At 56.7% G+C, this 21480-nt stretch carries 24 protein-coding genes; 14 read left to right on the top strand and 10 right to left on the bottom strand.

The genetic code is table 11. The features are described from left to right. Window positions 1–14: 14 nt before the first annotated feature. Entirely contained in the window at window positions 15–857 is an 843-nt protein-coding gene (locus tag FH039_RS10730; RefSeq protein ID WP_139681312.1) for an SPL family radical SAM protein, read from the top strand. On the opposite strand, the gene FH039_RS10735 is transcribed toward FH039_RS10730, so the two are convergent. Beyond that, entirely contained in the window at window positions 784–1671 is an 888-nt protein-coding gene (locus FH039_RS10735; protein ID WP_139681836.1) for a gamma-glutamyl-gamma-aminobutyrate hydrolase family protein, read from the bottom strand. The two genes, FH039_RS10730 and FH039_RS10735, sit on opposite strands and share 74 nt — an antisense overlap. Before the next feature lie 66 nt (window positions 1672–1737). Beyond that, window positions 1738–2994 carry an aminotransferase-like domain-containing protein gene (locus FH039_RS10740; protein WP_139681313.1) on the bottom strand — a complete coding sequence of 419 codons (1257 nt, stop codon included), beginning with the start codon at window positions 2992–2994 and terminating at the stop codon, window positions 1738–1740. Window positions 2995–3232: 238 nt separating this feature from the next. On the opposite strand from FH039_RS10740, the gene FH039_RS10745 reads away from it, so the two are divergent. Further along, window positions 3233–4201, top strand: coding sequence for a ribose 1,5-bisphosphate isomerase (locus tag FH039_RS10745; protein ID WP_139681838.1), 969 nt, complete (start codon window positions 3233–3235; stop codon window positions 4199–4201). Between the two features lie 56 nt (window positions 4202–4257). On the opposite strand, the gene FH039_RS10750 is transcribed toward FH039_RS10745, so the two are convergent. Next, a complete protein-coding gene (locus FH039_RS10750) occupies window positions 4258–5100 on the bottom strand; it encodes a hypothetical protein (protein ID WP_139681314.1) in 843 nt (280 codons plus the stop codon). Window positions 5101–5431: 331 nt separating this feature from the next. Here FH039_RS10750 and FH039_RS10755 point away from each other — a divergent pair, with 331 nt between their 5' ends. The 7 genes from FH039_RS10755 to FH039_RS10785 all read left to right on the top strand — a co-directional run bounded on the left by FH039_RS10755 (window position 5432) and on the right by FH039_RS10785 (window position 11519). Continuing rightward, entirely contained in the window at window positions 5432–6706 is a 1275-nt protein-coding gene (locus FH039_RS10755; RefSeq protein ID WP_139681839.1) for a C/D box methylation guide ribonucleoprotein complex aNOP56 subunit, read from the top strand. Window positions 6707–6711: 5 nt separating this feature from the next. Then, window positions 6712–7392 (top strand): fibrillarin-like rRNA/tRNA 2'-O-methyltransferase, encoded by a 681-nt coding sequence (locus FH039_RS10760; RefSeq protein ID WP_139681315.1) that lies wholly within the window; start codon window positions 6712–6714, stop codon window positions 7390–7392. Window positions 7393–7411: 19 nt separating this feature from the next. Then, the gene (locus tag FH039_RS10765; protein ID WP_139681316.1) at window positions 7412–7855 is read left to right on the top strand and encodes a hypothetical protein; all 444 of its coding nucleotides are present in this window, start codon (window positions 7412–7414) and stop codon (window positions 7853–7855) included. A 111-nt stretch (window positions 7856–7966) separates the two neighbouring features. After that, window positions 7967–9019: a hydroxymethylglutaryl-CoA synthase gene (locus tag FH039_RS10770; protein ID WP_139681317.1), complete on the top strand. Its 1053-nt coding sequence runs from the start codon at window positions 7967–7969 to the stop codon at window positions 9017–9019. A 10-nt stretch (window positions 9020–9029) separates the two neighbouring features. Next, complete coding sequence (locus FH039_RS10775; protein WP_139681318.1) at window positions 9030–10190, top strand: thiolase domain-containing protein; 1161 nt, start codon at window positions 9030–9032, stop codon at window positions 10188–10190. A gap of 1 nt (window position 10191) precedes the next feature. Continuing rightward, window positions 10192–10596: a Zn-ribbon domain-containing OB-fold protein gene (locus tag FH039_RS10780; RefSeq protein WP_139681319.1), complete on the top strand. Its 405-nt coding sequence runs from the start codon at window positions 10192–10194 to the stop codon at window positions 10594–10596. A gap of 62 nt (window positions 10597–10658) precedes the next feature. Then, window positions 10659–11519 carry a DMT family transporter gene (locus FH039_RS10785; protein WP_139681320.1) on the top strand — a complete coding sequence of 287 codons (861 nt, stop codon included), beginning with the start codon at window positions 10659–10661 and terminating at the stop codon, window positions 11517–11519. Between the two features lies 1 nt (window position 11520). Here the strand turns inward: FH039_RS10785 and FH039_RS10790 are convergent, their stop codons facing one another. Both FH039_RS10790 and FH039_RS10795 read right to left on the bottom strand, forming a co-directional pair. Further along, window positions 11521–11814, bottom strand: coding sequence for a hypothetical protein (locus FH039_RS10790; RefSeq protein WP_139681321.1), 294 nt, complete (start codon window positions 11812–11814; stop codon window positions 11521–11523). 9 nt (window positions 11815–11823) lie between these two features. After that, window positions 11824–12321, bottom strand: coding sequence for a GNAT family N-acetyltransferase (locus FH039_RS10795; RefSeq protein ID WP_139681322.1), 498 nt, complete (start codon window positions 12319–12321; stop codon window positions 11824–11826). A gap of 70 nt (window positions 12322–12391) precedes the next feature. Between FH039_RS10795 and FH039_RS10800 the strand changes: the two genes are divergently transcribed. From FH039_RS10800 to FH039_RS12450, 3 genes are all read left to right on the top strand, one after another. Further along, a complete protein-coding gene (locus FH039_RS10800; RefSeq protein ID WP_139681840.1) occupies window positions 12392–12931 on the top strand; it encodes a multiprotein bridging factor aMBF1 in 540 nt (179 codons plus the stop codon). Window positions 12932–12974: 43 nt separating this feature from the next. After that, window positions 12975–13145: a hypothetical protein gene (locus tag FH039_RS12210; protein ID WP_168188406.1), complete on the top strand. Its 171-nt coding sequence runs from the start codon at window positions 12975–12977 to the stop codon at window positions 13143–13145. A 290-nt stretch (window positions 13146–13435) separates the two neighbouring features. Beyond that, window positions 13436–13573, top strand: coding sequence for a PIN domain-containing protein (locus FH039_RS12450; protein WP_240703222.1), 138 nt, complete (start codon window positions 13436–13438; stop codon window positions 13571–13573). On the opposite strand, the gene FH039_RS10810 is transcribed toward FH039_RS12450, so the two are convergent. Further along, window positions 13570–13992 carry a DUF356 domain-containing protein gene (locus FH039_RS10810; RefSeq protein ID WP_139681323.1) on the bottom strand — a complete coding sequence of 141 codons (423 nt, stop codon included), beginning with the start codon at window positions 13990–13992 and terminating at the stop codon, window positions 13570–13572. The genes FH039_RS12450 and FH039_RS10810 overlap by 4 nt on opposite strands. Window positions 13993–14194: 202 nt before the next feature. Here FH039_RS10810 and FH039_RS10815 point away from each other — a divergent pair, with 202 nt between their 5' ends. Then, window positions 14195–14767 (top strand): TATA-box-binding protein, encoded by a 573-nt coding sequence (locus FH039_RS10815; RefSeq protein ID WP_048152114.1) that lies wholly within the window; start codon window positions 14195–14197, stop codon window positions 14765–14767. A gap of 232 nt (window positions 14768–14999) precedes the next feature. Here the strand turns inward: FH039_RS10815 and FH039_RS10820 are convergent, their stop codons facing one another. The 4 genes from FH039_RS10820 to FH039_RS10835 all read right to left on the bottom strand — a co-directional run bounded on the left by FH039_RS10820 (window position 15000) and on the right by FH039_RS10835 (window position 20558). Continuing rightward, complete coding sequence (locus FH039_RS10820; RefSeq protein WP_139681324.1) at window positions 15000–15608, bottom strand: indolepyruvate oxidoreductase subunit beta; 609 nt, start codon at window positions 15606–15608, stop codon at window positions 15000–15002. Continuing rightward, entirely contained in the window at window positions 15605–17551 is a 1947-nt protein-coding gene (gene iorA / locus FH039_RS10825) for an indolepyruvate ferredoxin oxidoreductase subunit alpha (protein WP_139681325.1), read from the bottom strand. Before iorA ends, FH039_RS10820 begins: the two co-directional genes overlap by 4 nt. A gap of 11 nt (window positions 17552–17562) precedes the next feature. Beyond that, on the bottom strand, window positions 17563–18939 hold the full coding sequence (locus FH039_RS10830; protein WP_139681841.1) for an acetate--CoA ligase family protein: 1377 nt from the start codon (window positions 18937–18939) through the stop codon (window positions 17563–17565). A gap of 134 nt (window positions 18940–19073) precedes the next feature. Next, window positions 19074–20558, bottom strand: a complete 1485-nt coding sequence (locus FH039_RS10835; protein ID WP_240703223.1) for a sodium/proline symporter — start codon at window positions 20556–20558, stop codon at window positions 19074–19076. 237 nt (window positions 20559–20795) lie between these two features. Between FH039_RS10835 and FH039_RS10840 the strand changes: the two genes are divergently transcribed. After that, window positions 20796–21470 (top strand): metal-dependent hydrolase, encoded by a 675-nt coding sequence (locus FH039_RS10840; protein ID WP_139681326.1) that lies wholly within the window; start codon window positions 20796–20798, stop codon window positions 21468–21470. Window positions 21471–21480: the final 10 nt, after the last annotated feature.

Here is a 21480-nt window from a genome sequence, read left to right on the forward strand (position 1 = left end):
TGAAACTTGAGGTGATGTACATACGTCCCTTTGATCCCTGGAAGGCGAAGCTCTGCACCTGCCCCTTCAAGTACACGCTGAACGTCTACACCGGCTGCGACCACGCGTGCGTTTACTGCTACATAACCTCCTACATCCCCAACGCCTTCCGCGTGCGGACAAAGGAGGGGCTTCTGCCAAAACTGGAGCGTGAGCTGAGGCGTTTTAACCGGCGCCACATAATAGCGCTCTCCTACTCCTCGGACCCGTATCCAACCATTGAGCGCGAGCTGGGGGTAACCCGGAGCGTTCTCAAGCTCTTCAAACGCTACGACGTCCGCTGCCTGCTCCTCACGAAGTCGGAGGTCTTTGAGCGCGACCTGGACGTTCTGAGCGAGCTTAAGTGTGCCGTCGGGATAACGGTGACCACGGTGGATAAAAGGAAGGCGAAGCTGCTGGAGTCGAATGCTCCCTCCCCAAGGGCGAGAATCCGGGCGCTTGAGAGGGCCAAGGATGCTGGTATTCCAGTTTACGCCCGCATTGACCCCATAATACCGTTCTACACCTGGGAGGACTTCGAGGAGACGCTCGACGCCCTGAGCTTCGTGAGCCATATCACGGTCTCGACCCTCAAGCTGAGGCCAGATTCAAAGGGGAGGATGTTCGCTAAGTTTCCGGAGCTGATGGAGAGGCTCTGGCCCCTCTACGAGAGGGGGGAGAAGATTGGGGGATACCACTACCTGCCTCGCGAGCTGAGGTTTGAGATCCTAAGGGAAGCGGAGAGAAAGATTCTGGAAAGGGGAATCACGTTGGGGTCGTGTCGGGAGGGTTATCGGTCGTTTCCGAGCTGCGATGGCTCTCACCTTGTTCCTCCGTAATGGATGGGGCTTCTTCGATTTCCGCCTTCCCGAGCTTTTCCTTGAGCTCCGCCTCTATCTCGACCCTCTCAAGCTCGAGCCTCCTCGCCCGATACTCGGCCGCTGCCCTTACGAAGGCCTCGTACAGTCTCTCCATCTCGGGCAGGTATTCGGGCTGCCACTGGACCCCCATTATGAAACCCTCTGCATCCTCGGCGCCCTCTATTGCCTCTATCAGCCCATCGACCGCGTACGCAACCGGCCGGATTCCCTCGCCCACCCTCTTGACGGCCTGGTGATGGAAGCTGTTCACCCGGAGATAGACCTCGTTGGTGCCCTCTATGTCCAGCTCGTCCTTGAGTATCCCGTAGAGCTTTGAGCTCATCTTTATCCTGACCCCGTGGACGCGCTGGCTTGGTCCTATGAGTTTGAGCTCCCAGTCGTGCTTTATTGCCTTGGGTATCTCGGTGAGGTCCTGGTAGAGGGTTCCGCCCAGGGCCACGTTTATGACCTGCATGCCCCTGCAGATACCGAGTATTGGAACACCCCTCTCAACGGCCTTTTTCACGAGGCTTATCTCAAACTCGTCCCTGTCAACATCGACGTACTTGATGGCACCGGAGGGATCCTCCCCGTAGAAATGGGGGTGAACATCGGGCCCCTCTATGAGAAGTACCCCATCGACGTGCTCCAGAACCTCGTCCGGTGAGGCGGCGGTGTTGAAAACCGCGGGGATTCCGCCGGCCGCCGCGATCTTCTCGATGTGGGTTTTGTCCAGAAACAGTCTGTTCCTCGAGTGGTCAATCTGACCGATTATACCGATCAGCGGTTTCATGACTATCACCTTAACTGCAGTTCTAAGAAGGGGATAAAAAGCTTTGCGAAAGGAAAAGAAGAGTGGTCAGCCCTTGAGGGCCTTCATCTCTTCCTCTATGACCTCGGCGAGCCTCTTGACGCCCTCGCGTATCTTCTCCTCGGGCACGTAGGTGAAGTTCAGGCGCATCGTGTTCTTGACGTCACGGTGGGCGAAGAACGCCTCACCGGGAACGTAGGCGACGCCCTTGGAGACGGCTTTCTCCATCATGAGCTTGGTGTCGATGCCCTCCGGAAGGGTGACCCAGATGAACATTCCTCCCTCGGGCTTGGTCCACCTGACGCCCTCGGGCATGTACTCCTCGAGGGCCTCGAGCATCGCGTCCCTGCGCGGCTTGTAGAACTCGATTATCTTCGGTATCTGCTCGTCGAGGTAGCCCTCCTCAACGTACTTCCAGGCGATGAGCTGCGCGAGAGTGTTGGCGCAGAGGTCAACGGCCTGTTTGGCTATCTCCATCTTCCTTATGAAGTGCGGGTGTGCCGCTATCCATCCGAGCCTGAATCCTGGTGCGAGTATCTTTGAGAACGTTCCGAGGTACATGACGCGGCCCTCGTCGTCGAAGTGCTTGATCGGCGGGATGGGCTCCCCGGAGTAGCGAAGCTCGCTGTACGGGCTGTCCTCAATGATAAGGAAGTCGTATTCCCTCGCGAGCTCGATGAGCCTCTTCCTCCTGTCAAGGCTCATGGTGACGCCCATCGGGTTCTGGAAAGTTGAGACCGTGTAAACGAATTTGATCTTCTTGCCCTCGGCGTTGAGCTTTCTGAGCTTCTCCTCAAGGAGGTCGACCATCATTCCGTTGTCGTCCATCGGGATGCTGATGAACTCGGGGTCGTAGTACTTGAACGCGTTGAGGGCGGCGAGGTAGGTCGGTCCCTCGACGACTATGAGGTCGCCAGGATTGATGAACGTTCTTCCGATGAGGTCGAGGGCCTGCTGGCTGCCGGCGACCATCATTATCTCAACCTTGCTGGTTGGAATACCGTAGCGCTTCTCCATCCAGTCCGCGAGGGTGAGGCGGAGCGGGGTGAAGCCCTTGGTGGTACCGTACTGCAAAGCTTTGTCGGCGTGGTGGGTGAGAACGTCCTGGGCTATCTCCTTGATCTTCTCAACCGGGAAGGTCTCCGGGGCGGGGAGGCCGCCGGCGAGTGAGATAACGTCCGAGCTCTCGACGAGCTTGAGAAGCTCCCTTATCTCGGATGCCTTCATTGATTTGGCCTTATCGGAGAAGTACGTTTCAAAGTCCAGTGAACCTGAACCCAGCTTGCGCATGAGTTTTTCCTCCACTTCCGTTCCCCCCATTAAATGCACACTTTTGAGCACGTCACCAATTCTATACACTTAACGATGGCGGCGATTGGTTATAAATCTTTCTGCAATGGTCGTTAGGGTGGTTTACAAATGTAAACTAAACCCTGTGGGTTCTTTTCAGAACATCAACGAACCTAAACCTCCACCGGTGAACATAAAAACACCTATAAACCCTCCCGACATAATATGGGGCTACCAGTAAGGGGGGATGGAAATGCCTGTGGTGAATGAAGTGCTCGAGATTGCCCAGGAGATCAGGGATATGAGGATAAGGGGTGCGGGCAAGATAGGGCGATACGCGGCCTACGCCCTTCAGATTCAGGCTGAGAAGAGCGGAGCGACGGACGTTGATGCGTTCTGGGACGAGATGAAGAAGGCCGCCAAGCTTCTCTATGAGACGAGGCCCACCGCCGTCTCGCTCCCCAACGCGCTCCGTTACGTCATGCACCGCGGGAAAGTGGCGTACGCCGGCGGGGCGGACCTTGAGCAGCTCAAGTTTATCGTCATAAACGCCGCGAAGGAGTTCATCCACAACTCCGAGAAGGCCCTTGAAAGAATCGGAGAGATGGGGGCGAAGAGAATAGAGGACGGCGACGTCATAATGACCCACTGCCACAGCAAGGCAGCAATAAGCGTCATGAAGACCGCCTGGGAGCAGGGCAAGGACATAAAGGTCATAGTCACCGAGACGAGGCCCAAGTGGCAGGGCAAGCTCACGGCAAAGGAGCTGGCGAGCTACGGCATCCCGGTAATCTATGTCGTTGACAGCGCCGCGAGGCACTACATGAAGATGACCGACAAGGTGGTCATGGGCGCGGACAGCATAACCGTGAACGGCGCGGTGATAAACAAGATTGGAACCGCCCTCATAGCCCTCACCGCCAAGGAGCACAGGGTGTGGACGATGATCGCCGCGGAGACCTACAAGTTCCACCCTGAGACGATGCTCGGCCAGCTGGTCGAGATAGAGATGCGCGACCCGACCGAGGTCATTCCGGAGGAGGAGCTCAAGACCTGGCCGGAGAACATAGAGGTCTGGAACCCGGCCTTCGACGTCACGCCGCCGGAGTACGTGGACGTCATCATAACCGAGCGCGGGATAATCCCACCGAGCGCGGCCATAGACATACTCAAGGAGGAGTTCGGCTGGGCCCTCAAGTACACCGAGCCCTGGGAGGACTGATGGCTTTCCCGGTCTCTTTATTTTCATGCCATGGAAATATGGAAAGTGAAAGGGCCTTAACCCTCGATGCTTCCCGCGGTGAAGGCTTCCGCGTAGGCTTTCACGGTTTTCTCATCGCCCATTATCATGAGGACTCTCACCAGATCCATGCCCTTGGCCTCAGAGAATTCGACGTAGAGGTAATCGTCGCCTCTGCGATACATTGTTGCCCCCAGAGGCATGAGATGCTCATTGCTACCCGATATATCCCAGGAAGGGACTTGTACAAATCCCGCTGACTTTACGGCATCATCGACCTTGGCCATTAGTGTTTCAATTGAACACGTGCACTTCACTTTAACGTCTTCGAACTTCACGGGGCCGCCCCACGCTATCGACTCGTAAACCCTAAATTCCCCTTCTTTGGTTGGGACAACATAGTAGGCGAGGTAAACTTTGCCAGCGGGAGCCAGGGAGCTCTTTAGTTTCTGTGGGGTCACCTCACGCGGTCCGTTGCAGTCCACATGGTTGAGCACCGGCCACAGGAGTAGGTATCCCGGTTCCCTGAGATCGACAAGCCCGCTCTGTCCCTGGAGCACACATGGGGGTTTAATACCCAGTTCCTCGGTCCAGTTGCTCTCCTCGGTGAATATCTGGGGGCCTCCTTGGGGAGGACTTTCGTTTATCACCATTCCCCTCAGGTACATCTCCGCGAAATGCACGGCCGTTCCGTTCTGGTGGTACTCGACGACGTCCATTCCTTCGTCCGCGAACATAACGTGAACCGCCGGACACTCGATTTTTGTCTCTGACTTCTCCAGAAGACAGCTTTTTTGGCCCCGTTCCTCCCTTGCAAAATAAAAAAGCAACAAGATGACGAGGAATCCAGTAAATAGAAGAGCCAAGCGTTTGGACTCCATCAGGGCACCTCCCGTGAAGGTTGGAGCAGACCCGCTCCTCACGCTTTTGACCCGGGGAGCTTCCAGGTCTGTAAACCGGGTCCGGGTGAAATTTTTATTACGTAAAGTGATGTCGAAATATTTAAGCGTTTCTTTCATTAACAGTAACAAGCTGCATATGACATAGTTATACAGTGTGGAATCCTAAGCCATTGCGCATACATAAAAACTGGACCAATTTGGTTCTCAATTGCCCGCATGCATTTATGTTAATACCGAACGAACACACGCAAGGGTTTAAAACTCCCAACCCTTTTATACTTCGGAAACAAAAACTGAGAGGGTGATGATGATGAAAGCGTACCTTGCCGAGAACGTCAGGGGCATCTACGCCTTTGACGAGAGCGGTAATCTCATTGATCAGAGGGTCTTCTCCGGAAGGCCGGAAGCGAGCCTTGACAAGCTCCTGAAGGGCGAGCCAAGCGACGAGCTGGTTTCTTTCCTCGACGAGCTTAGGGAGAGGGGCTACGACGAGTTTGTGGTGGAAGACTCCGAACTGGGGAGGGCGCTGAAGGAGCTCGGCTACAACGCAACCGCCGAGTTCCCGAACATCGCCGGAGAGAAGCTCCGCTCAAGCCCGGAGGAGTTCCTCGGCGAGAACTGGTTCGACGAGTACTTTGGGGTTGGCGTTGCCCTGACCAGGCTCCGCATACAGGAGCAGAGCGGAGCAAGGGACAAGATGATAATCCAGGCCATCGAGGCCCTTGACGATATAGACAAGGTCACCAACCTTCTCGTCTCCAGGCTGAGGGAGTGGTACGGCCTGCACTTCCCGGAGCTCGATGAGATACTCCCGAGGCACGAGCAGTACGTGGCGTTCGTCAAGACCGTTGGCTCGAGGGACAACGTCAGCGAGGAGAGGCTCAGGAGCCTTGGTTTCCCGGATTCCAAGGTGGAGAAGATACTGAAGGCTGCTGAAAAGTCAATGGGCGCTCCGCTCGGCAAGTTCGACAGCGACATCATAATGAAACTGGCCAGCGAGATAAACGACCTCTACAAGCTCAGGAAGGAGATAGAGGACTACCTGGAGACGGCCATGGACGAGGTCGCACCGAACCTGAAAGCTTTGGTCGGCGCCAAGCTCGCCGCCCGCCTTATGAGCCTCGCGGGGGGACTCAAGGAGCTCGCCATAATGCCCGCATCGACGATACAGGTCCTCGGTGCAGAGAAGGCCCTCTTCAGGCACCTGAGGAGCGGTGCCAAACCTCCGAAGCACGGCGTCATCTTCCAGTATCCAGCTATAAACCGCTCGCCGTGGTGGCAGAGGGGTAAGATCGCGAGAGCTTTGGCAGGAAAGCTCGCTATAGCGGCGCGCGTTGACTACTTCTCCGGCGAGTACATAGCAGAGGAGCTGAAACAGGAGATAGAGCAGCGCATCCAGGAGATAAAGCAGAAGTACCCGAACCCGCCCAAGAGGAAGGCCAAGCCGGAAAAGAAGAAAAAGAAGAAGTTCAAGGGGAAGGAAAAGCGGGGCAAGGGCTTCGGCGGCAAGAAGAAGGAAAAGGCCGGAAAGGGTAAGAAGGGCGAGAAGGGCGGAAAGAAAAAGAAGAAGGGCGGCAAGAGGTGAGGTAGATGAGGATTAAGAAGGGCAAGTTCCCCGGTGTTTACGTCTTCGTTGATGAGGACGGGAGTGAGAGGATAGCCACCAAGAACCTCGTTCCGGGCCAGAAGGTCTACGGCGAGAGGCTGATAAAGTCCGAGGGTGAGGAGTACAGGATATGGAATCCGAGCAGGTCGAAGCTCGGTGCGGCCATACTGAACGGTCTCGAGAACTTCCCGATAAAGCCAGGCTCAAAGGTTCTCTACCTCGGAGTCGCGAGCGGAACCACCGCCAGCCACGTCAGCGACGTCGTTGGCTGGGAGGGTAAGGTATTCGGCGTTGAGTTCTCCCCGCGCGTCCTGAGGGAGCTGGTGCCCCTTGTGGAGGAGCGCAGGAACCTCGTCCCGATACTCGGCGACGCCACCAAGCCGGAAGGTTACCGCGCACTCGTGCCGAAGGTTGACGTTATCTTCGAGGACGTCGCCCAGCCGACGCAGGCAAAGATACTCATAGACAACGCCAGGGTCTTCCTGAAGAGCGGCGGCTACGCCATGATAAGCGTCAAGAGCAGGAGCATCGACGTCACCAAGGAGCCCGAGCAGGTCTTCAAGGAGGTCGAGAGGGAGCTCTCCGAGTACTTCGAGGTCGTTGAGAGGCTTTCGCTCGAGCCCTACGAGAAGGATCACGCGCTGTTCGTCGTGAGGAAACCGTGATTCTTCGGGGGAGCAGGGAATGGATTGGGGTTTGATTACCCCCATCTTTCCCGTTTTGCTGCCCTTTTTGTTCATAACCCTCTTTGTGGTCCTCAGGATAAAGAGGGAGTTCGATGAATACGTCCCCATGAGGATTGCCGTCAGAATGGGTGTGAAGAACAGAAAAGTGCTGATAGAGACCCGGAAGAAACGCTTTGAGATAGCGGTGAAGGACTTCAGAGAGGCCTCTTCAAAGGAGGTTCTGGAGGTCAGGATCAACGGCCTCTCGTTCGGGAAGTACAGGCTCGGTCTCTACAAGGGCCCCTACGGCTACGTCGAGTCGTATGCCACCTCGGACTCTGGAATCCTAATAGACGGTGAGGAGGGAAAGAGGTACTTTCTTGCCTTCAAGAACGTTGGGGAGCTCGTGGAAATGCTGGGAACTGGAGAGGGAACTGGAGGAGTTATCTCCGTGAAGTCATGAACGTTTCTATCGCTAATCGTCGAAAAACCCTTTTACTTTCACCGAAAGGCTTTTATAACTCGCTCCTGAACCATAGCCGAAGTCACGTTCAGCTTTTGTGGGTGATGCACCATGAAAAAGCTCCTGAAGCCAAGGCGCGAAGTCGGCATCGTCGGCTACGGTGCCTACGTTCCGATGTATAGAATCAAGGCCGAAGAGATAGGACGCGTTTGGGGAGTTTCCAGCTTCCCGATACAGGAGAAGGCCGTTCCCGGTCTCGACGAGGACGCGCTCACGATAGGAATTGAGGCCGCGAGAAACGCCCTCAGGAGGGCTAAGATAGACCCGGCGCTCATCAGGGCCGTCTGGTTCGGAAGCGAGAGCAAGCCCTACGCGGTCAAGCCAACTGGCACGGTCATAGCCGAGGCAATCGGCGCCACGCCGGATGTAAGCACCGCCGATTTTGAGTTCGCCTGTAAAGCGGGAACCGAGGCTCTGCAGACCGCTATAGGTTTCGTTGGCTCGGAGATGGCCGACTACGCCATGGCCATTGGAGCGGACACCGCCCAGGGAAGGCCCGGCGACCATCTGGAGTTCACCGCGGGAGCGGGTGGAGCGGCCTTCATAGTCGGCGAGAAGAGCAGCGAGACCGTTGCCTACTTCGAGGGAAGCTATTCGTACGTTACCGACACGCCGGACTTCTGGAGGAGACAGCACGAGCACTACCCGAGGCACGGAAACAGGTTCACCGGCGAGCCTGCCTACTTCCACCACATAGTCAACGCGGCCAAAACCCTCATGGAGGAGCTAGGTCTCACCGTGGACGACTTCGACTACGCTGTCTTCCACCAGCCGAACGTCAAGTTCCCGCTCACTGTTGCCAAAATCCTTGGAATCCCGAAGGAGAAGGTTCTCCCCGGCCTGCTCACCGGAATAATCGGAAACACCTACAGCGGCGCAACGATGGTCGGTGTTTCAGCGGTTCTTGACATAGCCAAGCCCGGCGACAGGATCCTGTGGGTTTCCTTCGGCTCCGGCGCTGGAAGCGACGCCTTCAGCATAGTCGTTCAGGACGCCATCGAGGAGAAGCGCGAGCTGGCTCCGAAGACCATGGACTACGTGAACAGGAAGAAGTACATAGACTACGCCCTCTACGCGAAGGCGAGGAGGAAGTACATCCTGTGAGGTGGTTGAGATGAGGAAGGCAGTCATAATCGGTGCCGGTATGACCCCCGTTGGTGAGCACTGGAAGCTCGGATTGAGGGACCTCGCAGTCGAGGCGCTCCTCAACGCTATGGACGATGCCGGGATAGACAGGGTCGATTCACTCTACGTTGGAAACATGGTTTCCGGCCCCTTCGTGGAGCAGGAGAACCTCGGCGCGCTCATAGCCGATTGGGCAGGACTCGGGAACATCCCGGCCGTTAAAATCGAAGCAGCATGTGCCAGCGGCGGTGCCGCCGTTCAGGAGGGAGTCAAGGCAGTCCTCAGCGGACTCGAAGATGTGGTGGCTGTAGTTGGCGTCGAGAAGATGACCGATGCCTGGCCGAGCGACGCGACCCGCTATTTGGCCTACGCGGCCGACGCCGAGTGGGAGCTCTTCCACGGGGCGAGCTTCGTAGCTCTGAACGCCCTCATCATGCGCTACTACATGAAGGCCTACGGCTACACCGAGGAGGATCTGGCGCTCTTCGCGGTCAACGCCCACGCCAACGGTGCCAGGAACCCCTACGCCATGTTCAAGCGCCCGATTAAGGTCGAAACCGTCCTCAAGAGCCCCTACGTTGCCGACCCGCTCAAGCTCTTCGACGCCTCGCCCGTCAGCGACGGTGCGGCATCGGTGATAATCACCACGCCCGAGAAGGCCAAAGAACTAGGCGTTCCGAAGGAGAAGTGGGTAGAGGTTGCCGGAATGGGGCGCGCCATAGACACCATAAGCCTCGCCAGCAGGGAGGACCTCCTTGTTCTGAAGGCCGCCAAAGTCGCTGCCGAAAGGGCCTATAAGATGGCCGGAGTTACCGCTAAGGATATCGACTTCTTCGAGGTTCACGACGCCTTCACCGTCATGGCCGCGCTCAGTCTCGAGGCCCTCGGCGTTGCCGGGAAGGGCGAAGGCGCCAAACTCGCCAAGGAGGGACAGATAGCCATTGACGCAGACTACCCGATACAGACCATGGGAGGCCTCAAGGCGAGAGGTCATCCGGTCGGAGCCACGGGAGTTTACCAGACGGTCGAAGCTGTCCTCCAGCTCCGCGGCGAGGCGCCGAGCCAGGTGCCGGATGCCGAGATTGGCCTGACCCAGAACATAGGTGGAACCGGTTCGAACATAACCGTTAACGTCTTTAGGAGGGTCTGAAATGGCGCGCCCGATGCAGGTTTCCCGCTACTGGAGGCACTTCCGCGAGAAGTACATGCTCATAGGCGGAAAGTGCGAGAACGGCCACGTGCACTTCCCGAAGAGGTCTGTCTGCCCGGTCTGCGGCTCGAGGAAGATCGAGGAAATCGAGCTGAGCGGTAGGGGCAAGGTCCTCAGCTGGACCATCGTCAGGAACCCGCCCAGCGGCTTCGAGTACTACAAGCCCTTCCCCCTCGCTCTGGTTGAGCTTGAAGAGGGACCCGTCGTCCTCGCCCAGCTGACAGATGTCGACCCCGAGGAGATAGACTTCGGAATGGAGGTCGAGGTCGTCACCAAGAAGATAAGGGAGTTCGAGGAGGACGGAATAATCCTCTACGGCTACAAGTTCAGGCCTCCGGTGGAGTGAGGTCTCTTTCTGCTTCTTTTTCAATCGTTACCCTTATTAGTTCCAATGCGCCATTCCCAACAATGTCGGTCATCCTCGGTGTGATACTCGCTCTTTCAGCGGCGTTCGTGTGGGCCCTTGCCTCGGTCCTTTCCAAGGTTTCGATGAGGGGGATAAGCCCGCTCACCCTGAACGTGGTTAGGCTCTTCATGGGTTCGGCCTTCTACATCCCCCTCGTCCTCTACCTCGGCCCCCCGAAACTTTCTGGTTTCGAGTGGGTTATTCTGGTAATCTCGGGTGTCGTTGGCTTTACACTGGCGGACTGGTTCTTCCTAGAGGGCATGAACATCCTAGGTGTCTCGAGGGCGGCTATACTCGTTACCTTCCATCCGATACTGACGATGTTCGTCGCCCACTACACCCTCGGCAGGCCGCTGACTGCTGGCCTCTTGGCAGGGGCCTTTGCCATCACAGTAGCCGTCGTAATAACGGCCTCCGAAGGCCGCTCCACCGGAGGGGTGAGCTGGAAGGGAGTAGTCTACGTCTTCCTCGCCCAGCTCCTGTGGACGTTCGCGGTAATCGTCACGGACTGGCTCGTCGAAGGTTCAAGCGCATTCTCGATAATCGGCCTGAGAATAGGGTTTGGAGCCCTTGCGGGGCTTCTCTTCCTACCGCGCATCGGGGAGGACGTTAAAAAGCTAAACCTTCGGGGCTGGGGCCTGGTTTTTGTTATAACACTCTTTGGAACGATACTGGGCCAGTACTTCTTTGCCCTCGCCCTGAAGTTTGCGGGCTCAAGCATAGCCACGCCGGTCACCGAATCGACCCCGATAATGGCATCGCTTATGGCGGTGGCCTTCCTCAAGGAGCCCCTCACGAAGAAACTGGCCTATGCGATGGCCCTCACGACGATTGGAATATTGGTCATAGGGCTCTGGGGCTGAGCTATGCCTTCTCGATCCTCATCCTGTCCCCGTTCTCGAACTCCATCTCCAGCCTTCCGCGCTCCATTCTGACCCTGACGCCGTCAACGGTGGTCTCCAACCTCCCGTCCTTTGCCTCGACGCCCAGCATCTCGGCTATTTCCTCGACGCTCTTCAGTGAGCCTTTAATGGTCGTTTCCAGGGTTTCACTCTCGCTCTCTATGACGATCTTCAGCCTGCCTCTACCTTCGCGTATGAAGCTCTCTTCCTTCAAATCTTTCACCCTCTCAGGCTGGGGTGGTTTTATGCACGGCATCAACATCCCTCAGCGGTTTTTATTATCCCCCTTTCGCAGGTCTTTCACCATGCGCACCCATATTCCGCTCTGACCGACGCGCCTGAAGCCGTAGTCCTCATAGAACCTGATAGCACCTTCGTTTTTCTCCCCGACCCACAGCTCCACCCTGTCGGTGCGTTCCGCGAGGTACTCCAGGCACTTCTCCATAAGCTTATGTCCTATGCCGTGTCCCTGAAACTTCTTGTCGAGCACGAACTCGTGGACTGCCCCGACGGTTCTCCCCTCGTACTTGCTGTACCAGTCCGCGTCGCAGACTATGAAGCCCGCTATCTCGTCGCCGATCTTCGCGATGAAAAAGCCGTCCTTCGCCTTGTTCCAGCACCATCGAAGGTAGCGCTTCGCGTAGCTCTCCCCTTCACCGCCGTACTCCCGCATGCCCTCGTAGCCCCTCATGTATATTTCGATGAGCCTTTCCAGCGTTTCCTGGTCAAGCTCGGGGAGCCGCTCTATCTTCACTTCCGCCATCGATATAAGCTCATCGTGGGGTTTAAAAAGCATGACTCCCAGCCTTAAGTGGAGCAAGAAGGTGATTGAGATGGGGAAGGCCAAACCGAGGTACTGTGAGATATGTGGGGCGCCGATAAGAGGTCCCGGTCACAGGATAAGGATCGAGGGGGCGGAAGTTCTCGTCTGCGACCGCTGTTATGAGAAATACGGCGGAAAGAAGCCCGGAACCTTCAGCATAATGCCCACCGGAAGGCGGCCGGTGAGGAGGACGTACTCGCGGCCGGCCTCCAGGCTCGCTCCAAAGCCAAGGACGGAGAGGCCGCTGTACACGGAGGAGATAGTTGAGGATTACGCAGAGAGGGTTTATAAGGCGATACAGCGCTCGGGGAAGAGCTACGAGGAGCTCTCCCATGAGATCGGGCTCTCCATGAACGACCTCCGCGCCATCGCCCACGGCCACCGCGAGCCGACGATAAAGGAAGCGAAAAAGCTGGAGAAGTACTTCAAAATAAAACTCATCGAGACCGAAGGTGGGGAGGTTCTGGAGAAGAAGAGCATTCCAAGGGACTACGAGCCGACGCTCGGGGATATAGCCAACATTAGGATACGAAAGCGGAAGAAGAAGTGAAAGTTTAAATCTCCTTTCGTTTTAATTCTTCCTAGGTGGTCTCATGGGCGAGATAGTCGTGAAGGTTCCCCCTTGGATGGAGCGAATCCTCAGGAGGAAAATTGAGATTCTGGTCGAGAGGGAGCCCGGAAAAGGGCTGAAAAGGGATGTTTTCTCCAAGTACCTCGGCAGATTCAAGGGGGATGTAAATAAAGAAGAGTGGTACCTCCAATGAGTTAATCTTCGTGGATTCATCCCTTTTAATTGAGGGCCTGAAAGGTAATCCCCTGGCGGTCTCCTCTTTGAGGAGATTTTAAACAATGGTATGGTTCCCCTCATTAACGATATAGTCTTCAACGAGTTCCTTTTTCATTACATCGCCCTTAAGACCGGACGTTCGCCGTTTACAATCAAAAAGCGCGGGGAAATAAGCGCTGTGATACTTTCCGACGAGCCAAGAGATTTCATTGAACAGTTTCACATACTGCCTGCAGATGACGAGTTCTTGGACTCTCCTATGAGCTGATGCGAAAGCACAACCTACTTCCAAACGACGCTATAATCCTCGCTACATGCATTGTTTATGGGGTTGATACTCTGGGAACATTAGATGATGACCTTAAAAACGCTGGAGAAAAGGAGGGTCTAATGATCCTTCCCTAAAACTCCTCCAATCCTTCGTTCTCCATCTCTTTCTCGCGCTTCTTCCTTAGCTCCTCCGCCCGGGCCCTCTTTGGAGGGTGGAAGCCTTTGAGCTTCTCAAAAGTTCCCCAGAGCCGCATTATCTCTTCCCAGACTTCGGTATCGGGGGGAATCACGAGAACGTGCGCGGGTGGATGTATGTCCATGAGCCTTCCTATCGCCTTCGCTGGCGCGAGGTCTATCTGGGCGATCACGTGGGCCCTGAAGCGTCTCCTCGGCCTCTCACCGCTTATCTTCTCAAAGGCCCAGTCGGAGAGGGCGGGGGGAATAATCCTCGGGTCGCCGCGTATCTGCATTCCTCCGTAGCGCACCAGGTCAGCCAGAGCGATGCTGGCCTTCTGAAAGTTGTCGGTCCTTACTAAAACCATCGTGTTTCTCATGGTCTCACCACCCCCAGCTCTGCCCAACACCTTTTAAGCCTTCTTGATTTTTAGTTACCCTCTCTTAAGAAAGTTCCGACTCCTGCCTGAACACTTGTGTGCATTTTCTCCGCTCCCCCGGCCATCGTGACCTAAACCTTTAAAAACTCAACCCGCCTCATTTATAAAGGGTTTTTAAACCCACCATCTGGAGGTGTAAGCCTTGGTCGACATGAGCAATGTAAAGCTCAGGATTGAGAACATCGTCGCTTCTGTGGACTTGTTCACCCAGCTCAACCTTGAGAAGGTCATTGAAATCTGCCCCAACTCCAAGTACAACCCCGAGGAGTTCCCCGGCATAATCTGCCGCTTCGAGGAGCCCAAGGTGGCGCTCCTTATATTCAGCTCCGGCAAGCTCGTCGTCACCGGCGCCAAGAGCGTCGAGGACATAGAGCGCGCCGTCAACAAGCTCATTCAGATGCTCAAGAAGATTGGAGCAAAATTCGGCCGCGCCCCGCAGATAGACATCCAGAACATGGTCTTCAGCGGCGACATCGGCATGGAGTTCAACCTCGATGCCGTTGCCCTCAGTCTGCCAAACTGTGAGTACGAACCCGAGCAGTTCCCCGGCGTCATCTACCGCGTCAAGGAGCCGAGGGCGGTTATACTGCTCTTCTCCTCCGGAAAGATAGTCTGCTCCGGAGCGAAGAGCGAGCACGACGCCTGGGAGGCCGTCAGAAAGCTCCTCCGCGAGCTGGAGAAGTACGGCCTCATCGAGGAAGAGGAAGAGTGGTGAAACCCTCTTGTCCCTCAGAATCTTTTACTCCCCTTTTTGGGTCCATCTTAGAAACACGTTGGTTGATCGCCTGGTTTCTGGGCCTTCTGCATTTCTGGAACACTGTGGATCTGAGGGATGTTGGCTTACCCGGGGGTAAGGAGCTTACCCCGGGGTAAGTTATAAGGGTTTTGGCGGATGTTCGAAAAGGGTTGTCAAGAAAGTGCACTCAGAATAGTTAAAAATAGGGGCATCAGAGCCCCAGCATCTCTTTTGCGGCCTGGACACCGAGGTCGAAGGCCTTCATGTTCACATCGACGGCCTTCGGCGGGACGCTGACGCGGATGACCTCCTTGACGTGCTCCGCCGAGAGCGGGAAGCCGGGCGTCTGGGTCAGCGCGCCTATGAGGACGACGTTGGTCGTTATCACGTGGCCGGCCTTCATGGCCAGCTCCTCGGCGTCGAAGGCCATGAACTTGGCCTGGAAGTCCTCCTCGACGACCTTCTTTATCTCATCGAGGCTCGGATAGCTGGCCAGGCCCATCGAAACCTGAACCGGCGGTATCGGCCTCGCGTTGGTGAAGACCAGCCCGCCCTTCTTGAGGTAGTTGATGTAGCGGAGCGCCTCGACCGGCTCGAAGGAGAGGATGACGTCGGCCTTTCCCTCGGGAACCATCGCGCCGTAAACCTCCTCCCCAAAGCGGACGTAGGCGATGACCGAACCAAAGCGCTGGCTCATTCCGTGGACCTCTCCCATCCTGACCTTGTGGCCGGCGCGGAGGGCGGCCCAGCCGAGAAGGTTGGCGGCGGTGAGGATTCCCTGGCCGCCAACTCCGGTGATAACGATGTTGTACTCCTTCATATCTCTCCCTCCCTGACCTTCTCAAAGGCGTCGAACGGACAGACCTGCGCACATCCGCCGCAGCCCCAGCACATGAGCTCGTCTATCTTGGCCTTTCCGGTCTCGGCGTCCCAGTAGATTGCCGGACAGCCGTAGGCGTTGATACATATCTTACAGCCGGTACACTTCTCCTCGTTGACCTGGTAGAGCGGCCACTGTATCCTGGCCCTCCTGAGCTCGCCTATCCTGTGGAGGGCACAGACGCGCCTGGTGACGACAACGCTCACTCCTTCGACCTGGAGGGCCCTCTTCATGGTCTCGACGGTCGCCTTGATGTCGTACGGGTCGACGACCTCGACGAAGTCCGCACCGAGGGCCTTCGCAACTTCCTCGATCTTTATCTGCTTGCCGGGTCCGTGCGGTGTATCACCGGTTCCCGGGTTCGGCTGGTCGCCGGTCATTGCAGTGACGAGGTTGTCGACGACGACTATGAGTACGTTGGAGCGGTTGTAGATGGCGTTGGCCAGAGCCGGGAGTCCCGTGTGGAAGAACGTCGAGTCGCCTATCGTTGCCACGATGACCTTCTTCTCCTTGCCGGTCTTTCTCTGCTCCTCCGCAACGGAACCGTTCAGGGCTATGCTGAGGCCGTGGGCAACTCCGATTGAACCGCCCATCGCGACGGTCGTGTCAACGGCCTTGAGCGGCGGGAGGACACCGAGGGTGTAACAGCCTATGTCGCTCGGGAATATGGCGCGCGGCGTGGCGGCCTTCTTTATGGCGTAGAAGGTGTTCCTGTGCGGGCAGGCCGGACAGAGGCTCGGCGGCCTCGGCGGGACCATCCCCTTGACCTTCTCGTACTTCTCGTCGAGCTCCCCGAAGTCTATCGGGGTCTCAAGGCCGAGGAACTTTGCTACGGCCTCGACGGCCCTCCTGGTGGTCATCTCGTAAACCCTCGGCACGAGGTCCTTTCCGTGGATCGGGATCTTCAGGCCCCTGTCGTAGGCCCAGGTCTTGACCTGCTCCTCGACGACCGGCTCGAGCTCCTCAACGATGAGAACCTTCTCGAGACCGTCGAGGAACTTCTCAAGCAGGCCGTACGGGAGGGGGAACGGGGTTCCGAGCTTGAGGACCTTTACGTTCTCGACGCCGAGCCAGTGGAGGGCCTCCTTCACGTAGGAGTATGCCAGTCCCGGGGCGATGATACCGACCTTGGCGCTCTCGTCGCCCTCTATCCAGTTGAACGGGCACTCGTTGAGCTCCTCGCGTATCTTCTCTATCTTCTCTAGTATCTGCGGGTGGAAGCGCCTCGAGTTGGCGGGTATGTCGACGAACCTGCTCGGGTCCTTCTTGAAGTTTCCGAACTTCCTCTTGCCCTGCTTTATCTCCTCGGGCAGCTCTCCTAGGATGATGTCTCCCCTGGCGTGCGACGTTCTCGTGGTAGTCCTCAGGATGACGAAGTGCTTGAACTTCTCGCTCAGCTCGAAGGCGTACTTCGTCATCTCCTTGGCTTCCATCGGGTCGCTGGGTTCGAGAACCGGGACGTTGGCGAACTTCGCGTAAACCCTGGTGTCCTGCTCGTTCTGGCTGCTCCACATGCTCGGGTCGTCGGCGACCATTATGACGAATCCGCCCTCAACGCCCATTCCGACGGCGCTCATGAAGGTGTCTGCTGCGACGTTCAGTCCAACGTGCTTCATGGCCGTCATGGCCCTGAGGCCGCTCCATGCCGCCGAAAGGGCGGTTTCAAAGGCGACCTTCTCGTTGGTGGAGTACTCCATGTAAACGCCGGCCTTCTTCGCCACCATCGCCATCGTATCAGTGAGCTCTGAACTCGGGGTTCCAGGGTAGGCCGCGTAAACCGCTATGTTGGCCTCCAAAGCGCCACGCGCTATGGCCTGGTTGCCGAGGAGTATGACCTTCTCCCCGGGCTTGTCCCACAAAACCATGTCCGTAACCTTCGCCATCCAAAATCACCTCATTCCTCCTTCAAAACTCCCTTAGCCTTTGCAAACTCAACGAGGGCATAAGCCGCGGCGGCCGCGTCCTCCGGCCTCTCGTAGCTCGGAATGCCTGCCTTTTCGAGGACCTCCTTCGCGGGCTCGCTCACGTAGCCTGCCATGAACAGGCCGAGAACCGGCTTGCCGTTGTTGACCTCCTTAACCGCCCTCACGACGCCCTCCGCGTGCTCGGTTGGCGTCATACCCGCGAAGGTCGGAACGACACAGATGCTTATGAGCATGTCAACGTTGGGGTCCTTAAGGAGAAGCTTTGCGGTCTTGTAGTAGTCTTCCCCGCGAGCACTCGCGATCATGTCAACAGGGTTCTTGACTGCCGCCATCGGCGGAAGGAACGAGCGGAGTCCCTCGATGGTCTCTTCCTCGAGGTTGGCCAGCTTCAGCCCGCGCTTGTCTATCTCGTCCGCGGTGAGGACTCCCGGTCCACCGGCGTTGGTCATTATGGCGACGCGGGTTCCCTTCGGAAGGGGCTGTGTGAATGCCCTCGCCATGCTGAGCATGTCGTCTATCGTGTCCGCGACGATTATGCCGCTCTGCTTGAATGCCGCCTCGTATATCTTGTATGAGCCTGCTAGGGAGCCCGTGTGGCTCGAAGCCGCCCTCGCCCCGCTCTCGCTCTTGCCTGCCTTGAGAACTATGACGGGCTTCTTCTTGGTAACGCGCTTGGCTATCTCCATGAAGGCCCTTCCGTTCTTCAGACCCTCTATGTAGAGCGCGATTGCCTTGTCCTCCTCGGTGTCTGCCAGGTATTCCATGAACTCGGCGAAGTCCACATCCGCCATGTTACCGATGCTCACGAACTTGGAGAAGCCTATTCCTTCCTTGACGGTCTTGTAGATTATTCCTGCCCCGAGGGCGCCGCTCTGGCTTATGAAGGCTATATCGCCCTTCTTCGCGTCCATCACGAAGGTGGCGTTCATGTCGTTGTGGGTGTTCATTATTCCTACGCAGTTGGGGCCGACTATTCTCATACCGTACCTGTGGGCTATCTCGACGAGCTCGCGCTCCTCCCTCTTGCCCTCCTCGCCGACCTCACCGAAGCCTGCCGTAATCAGGATTATTCCCTTGACGCCCTTCTCGCCGCAGTCCACTATGGTGCCCTTGACGAAGCGCTTCGGAACGACGACGACGGCCAGGTCGACCTCGTCCGGGATGTCCTTCACGTTCTTGTAGGCCTTGACGCCCTGAACGACCTCGTCCTTGACGTTCACAGGATAAACCTTGCCGTCCTTGTAATCCTTGAGGTTCTTGAAGACCTCATAGCCAAGCTTGAGCGGGTCGTTGGATGCTCCGATAACCGCTATAGCCTTTGGCTTGAAGAAGTAATCAAACGTCATCACATCACCGGCCTAAACTCGGCGGAATTCTATATAAGCTTTCCTAAAAAGGACAGCGAGGTAAATATGGGCATGGTGGGGGAAAAGTAAAGCCCCGATGGGCTAAAAAGGACATCAATGGATAAAAACAAAACTCAGGCGGTGGTGGCTGCCTCCTTGGGTTTAAGGGCGTAGGTCGCTATCACCGCAACAACCGCCGTCACGATGAAGGTCATGAGCCTTGCCGAGACGACCTTCTCAAGCCCCGAGCTGATCCAGAAGATTGTGAACAGCAGCCCCGTTACGATGGTCGGCGGGACGGCCCTTCCGTGGAACCTCTTCCAGAACAGCGTCATTATGACTATCACCGAGAAGGTGTCGCCTATTCCTGCCCAGGTGTAGCCGACGATGGTGTAGATGAGCTTTGACGGCACGAGGTAGGCGGTAACGAGTGCTATGACACCCAGGGCGACGGTGGTGATTCTCGAAAGCTTGAGGCTCCTCTTGGGGTCGAATTCCTCCTTGTAGACGAAGGGCTTGAGCAGGTTCTCCGAGAGCTCGGTGGCGGAGAGTATGAGAAGTGAATCAGCCGTCGAGAGCATGGCCGCTATCGCACCGGTTATGAATATCGCGGCTATGAATGGTGGGAACAGCTTCAGCATAACCTGGGGCATCACCGCTTCCTGGTCCTCGAGGCCGGTCGGGCCGAAGATGGCTATTCCAATCCACCCTATGAGGAGGGCACCGATGTATGCCAGTATGGTCCAGCTGACGCCGACGTTCCTGGCGAGTTTGGCGTTCTTCTCGTCCTTGATTGCCATGAACCTGATGCTGAGCTGGGGCATTCCACCGAGGTAGCCGAAGAACCAGGAGAACTCGGCTATGACAAAGACGAACGCCGCACCACCAACGAGGCCGCCGAGGATCGTGGAGTACTCTGGCCCGGACATCTCTAGGGCGCTGGAAACGGAGTGGGCGAAAACATCCGGGTGGTTGGCGATGTATATGAGACCCACTATCGGGGCTATGGTGAGGGTGAGTATCATGACTATCGCCTGGACGGTGTCGGTGTAGGCGACGCTCTTGAGGCCTCCGAGGACGGTGTAGGGCAGGATTATCACCGCGGTTATCAGCATTCCTATCTTTGGATCAACGCCGAAGAGGGCGTTCAGCGTCTTTCCGCCGCCGAGGAACTGGGCACCGACGTAGAAGAAAAAGAAGAACACCACGGTAACGCTGCCGAGGATTCTTATCCACTTCTCGGCGTCGGAGTGGCGCCTGGCGATGTAGTCGATGAACGTTGTCGCGTCGTACTTCTCGGCCTCCCTCCTGAGCCTTCCGGCGAAGACTGTCCAGGCTACGATGATACCGGCCACACATCCAACCGCGACCCATATCGCTGAGAGACCGGCGGCGTAGGCGAAGCCGGGAAGTCCCAGGAGAGCCCAAGCGGATTCACCGGTGGCGCGTTCTGATAGCGCCGCTATCCAGCCCGGAAGCTGCCTGCCTGCGATGGCAAAGTCCTTGCCGCTCTTTGCCTTCCTTCCCTGATAAACTCCGAACCCTATCAAAAACGAAAGGTACAGAACCAGAACGATCAGTATTTGAGTCTGGCCCTCCACTATTGAATCACCGCTCATATTCAACACTGTTCATGTTTATAAACCTTGCCCTTTTTTGTACAGGAATGCATTTTTATGTCCTATTAAAGCGCGTTCTGTTACATTGTACTTCAGTTACTACCATTACAATTATACTCTCCAGTCCTCGTAATTTGAGATGAGGGGGAGTGGTCGTACCGTTTGGTGATGTTTGTTCCGGCCACAACCCGAAAGACTTAAGTTAGTCCGGGTTATTATATCCGCGGGGGTGGTTTCATGGTGAAGGTGAGGTTTCTGGGCCACGCTGCCTTTCTGATAGAGGGGAGCAAGAGGATTCTGATAGACCCGTTCCTGACGGGCAACCCGAAGGCCGCGGCGAAGCCGGAAGAGCTTGAGGCGGACCTGATACTCGTGACCCACGCACACGGCGATCACATCGGCGATGCGGCGGCGATAGCCAGGAGAACCGGGGCGAAGATAGTCGCCATGTACGACATAGCCAACTACCTCGTTGAGAGCGAGAGCGGCATAACGACCATCGGCATGAACTACGGTCCGACGGAGGTTGACGGGGTCAAGATCGTCCAGGTTCCGGCCTGGCACTCCAGCAGCGACGGCAAATACAGCATAGGAAGCGCTTGCGGTTACATAATAGAGCTCGATGGGGTTAAGATATACCACGCCGGCGACACATTCGTCTTCAGGGACATGGAGCTCTTCGCCGAGCTCTACGGGCCGATAGACGTTGCCCTGCTTCCCATAGGCGGCCACTTCACGATGGGACCGCGCGAGGCGGCTAAGGCGGTGGAGTTCCTGAGGCCGAAGAAGGTCGTGCCGATGCACTACAACACCTGGCCCCCGATTTCAGCCGACCCCGAGGAGTTCAGGAGGCTGGTCGGGGACAAAGCGGAGGTCGTAATCCTCGAACCCGGCGAAACCCTGGAGCTTTGAAAAACCTTTT

Origin of the sequence: Thermococcus indicus, from assembly GCF_006274605.1 — an archaeon.
Lineage (GTDB): Archaea > Methanobacteriota_B > Thermococci > Thermococcales > Thermococcaceae > Thermococcus > Thermococcus indicus.

Bases quoted from the DNA above. Each gene is read 5' to 3' on its own strand.
- FH039_RS10730 (WP_139681312.1), top strand. From the start codon at position 15: ATGTACATACGTCCCTTTGATCCCTGGAAGGCGAAGCTCTGCACCTGC.
- FH039_RS10735 (WP_139681836.1), bottom strand. From the start codon at position 1,671: ATGAAACCGCTGATCGGTATAATCGGTCAGATTGACCACTCGAGGAAC.
- FH039_RS10745 (WP_139681838.1), top strand. From the start codon at position 3,233: ATGCCTGTGGTGAATGAAGTGCTCGAGATTGCCCAGGAGATCAGGGAT.
- FH039_RS10750 (WP_139681314.1), bottom strand. From the start codon at position 5,100: ATGGAGTCCAAACGCTTGGCTCTTCTATTTACTGGATTCCTCGTCATC.
- FH039_RS10755 (WP_139681839.1), top strand. From the start codon at position 5,432: ATGAAAGCGTACCTTGCCGAGAACGTCAGGGGCATCTACGCCTTTGAC.
- FH039_RS10760 (WP_139681315.1), top strand. From the start codon at position 6,712: ATGAGGATTAAGAAGGGCAAGTTCCCCGGTGTTTACGTCTTCGTTGAT.
- FH039_RS10765 (WP_139681316.1), top strand. From the start codon at position 7,412: ATGGATTGGGGTTTGATTACCCCCATCTTTCCCGTTTTGCTGCCCTTT.
- FH039_RS10770 (WP_139681317.1), top strand. From the start codon at position 7,967: ATGAAAAAGCTCCTGAAGCCAAGGCGCGAAGTCGGCATCGTCGGCTAC.
- FH039_RS10775 (WP_139681318.1), top strand. From the start codon at position 9,030: ATGAGGAAGGCAGTCATAATCGGTGCCGGTATGACCCCCGTTGGTGAG.
- FH039_RS10780 (WP_139681319.1), top strand. From the start codon at position 10,192: ATGGCGCGCCCGATGCAGGTTTCCCGCTACTGGAGGCACTTCCGCGAG.
- FH039_RS10785 (WP_139681320.1), top strand. From the start codon at position 10,659: ATGTCGGTCATCCTCGGTGTGATACTCGCTCTTTCAGCGGCGTTCGTG.
- FH039_RS10790 (WP_139681321.1), bottom strand. From the start codon at position 11,814: ATGCCGTGCATAAAACCACCCCAGCCTGAGAGGGTGAAAGATTTGAAG.
- FH039_RS10795 (WP_139681322.1), bottom strand. From the start codon at position 12,321: ATGGCGGAAGTGAAGATAGAGCGGCTCCCCGAGCTTGACCAGGAAACG.
- FH039_RS10800 (WP_139681840.1), top strand. From the start codon at position 12,392: ATGGGGAAGGCCAAACCGAGGTACTGTGAGATATGTGGGGCGCCGATA.
- FH039_RS12210 (WP_168188406.1), top strand. From the start codon at position 12,975: ATGGGCGAGATAGTCGTGAAGGTTCCCCCTTGGATGGAGCGAATCCTC.
- FH039_RS12450 (WP_240703222.1), top strand. From the start codon at position 13,436: ATGCGAAAGCACAACCTACTTCCAAACGACGCTATAATCCTCGCTACA.
- FH039_RS10810 (WP_139681323.1), bottom strand. From the start codon at position 13,992: ATGAGAAACACGATGGTTTTAGTAAGGACCGACAACTTTCAGAAGGCC.
- FH039_RS10820 (WP_139681324.1), bottom strand. From the start codon at position 15,608: ATGAAGGAGTACAACATCGTTATCACCGGAGTTGGCGGCCAGGGAATC.
- iorA (WP_139681325.1), bottom strand. From the start codon at position 17,551: ATGGCGAAGGTTACGGACATGGTTTTGTGGGACAAGCCCGGGGAGAAG.
- FH039_RS10830 (WP_139681841.1), bottom strand. From the start codon at position 18,939: ATGACGTTTGATTACTTCTTCAAGCCAAAGGCTATAGCGGTTATCGGA.
- FH039_RS10835 (WP_240703223.1), bottom strand. From the start codon at position 20,558: ATGAGCGGTGATTCAATAGTGGAGGGCCAGACTCAAATACTGATCGTT.
- FH039_RS10840 (WP_139681326.1), top strand. From the start codon at position 20,796: ATGGTGAAGGTGAGGTTTCTGGGCCACGCTGCCTTTCTGATAGAGGGG.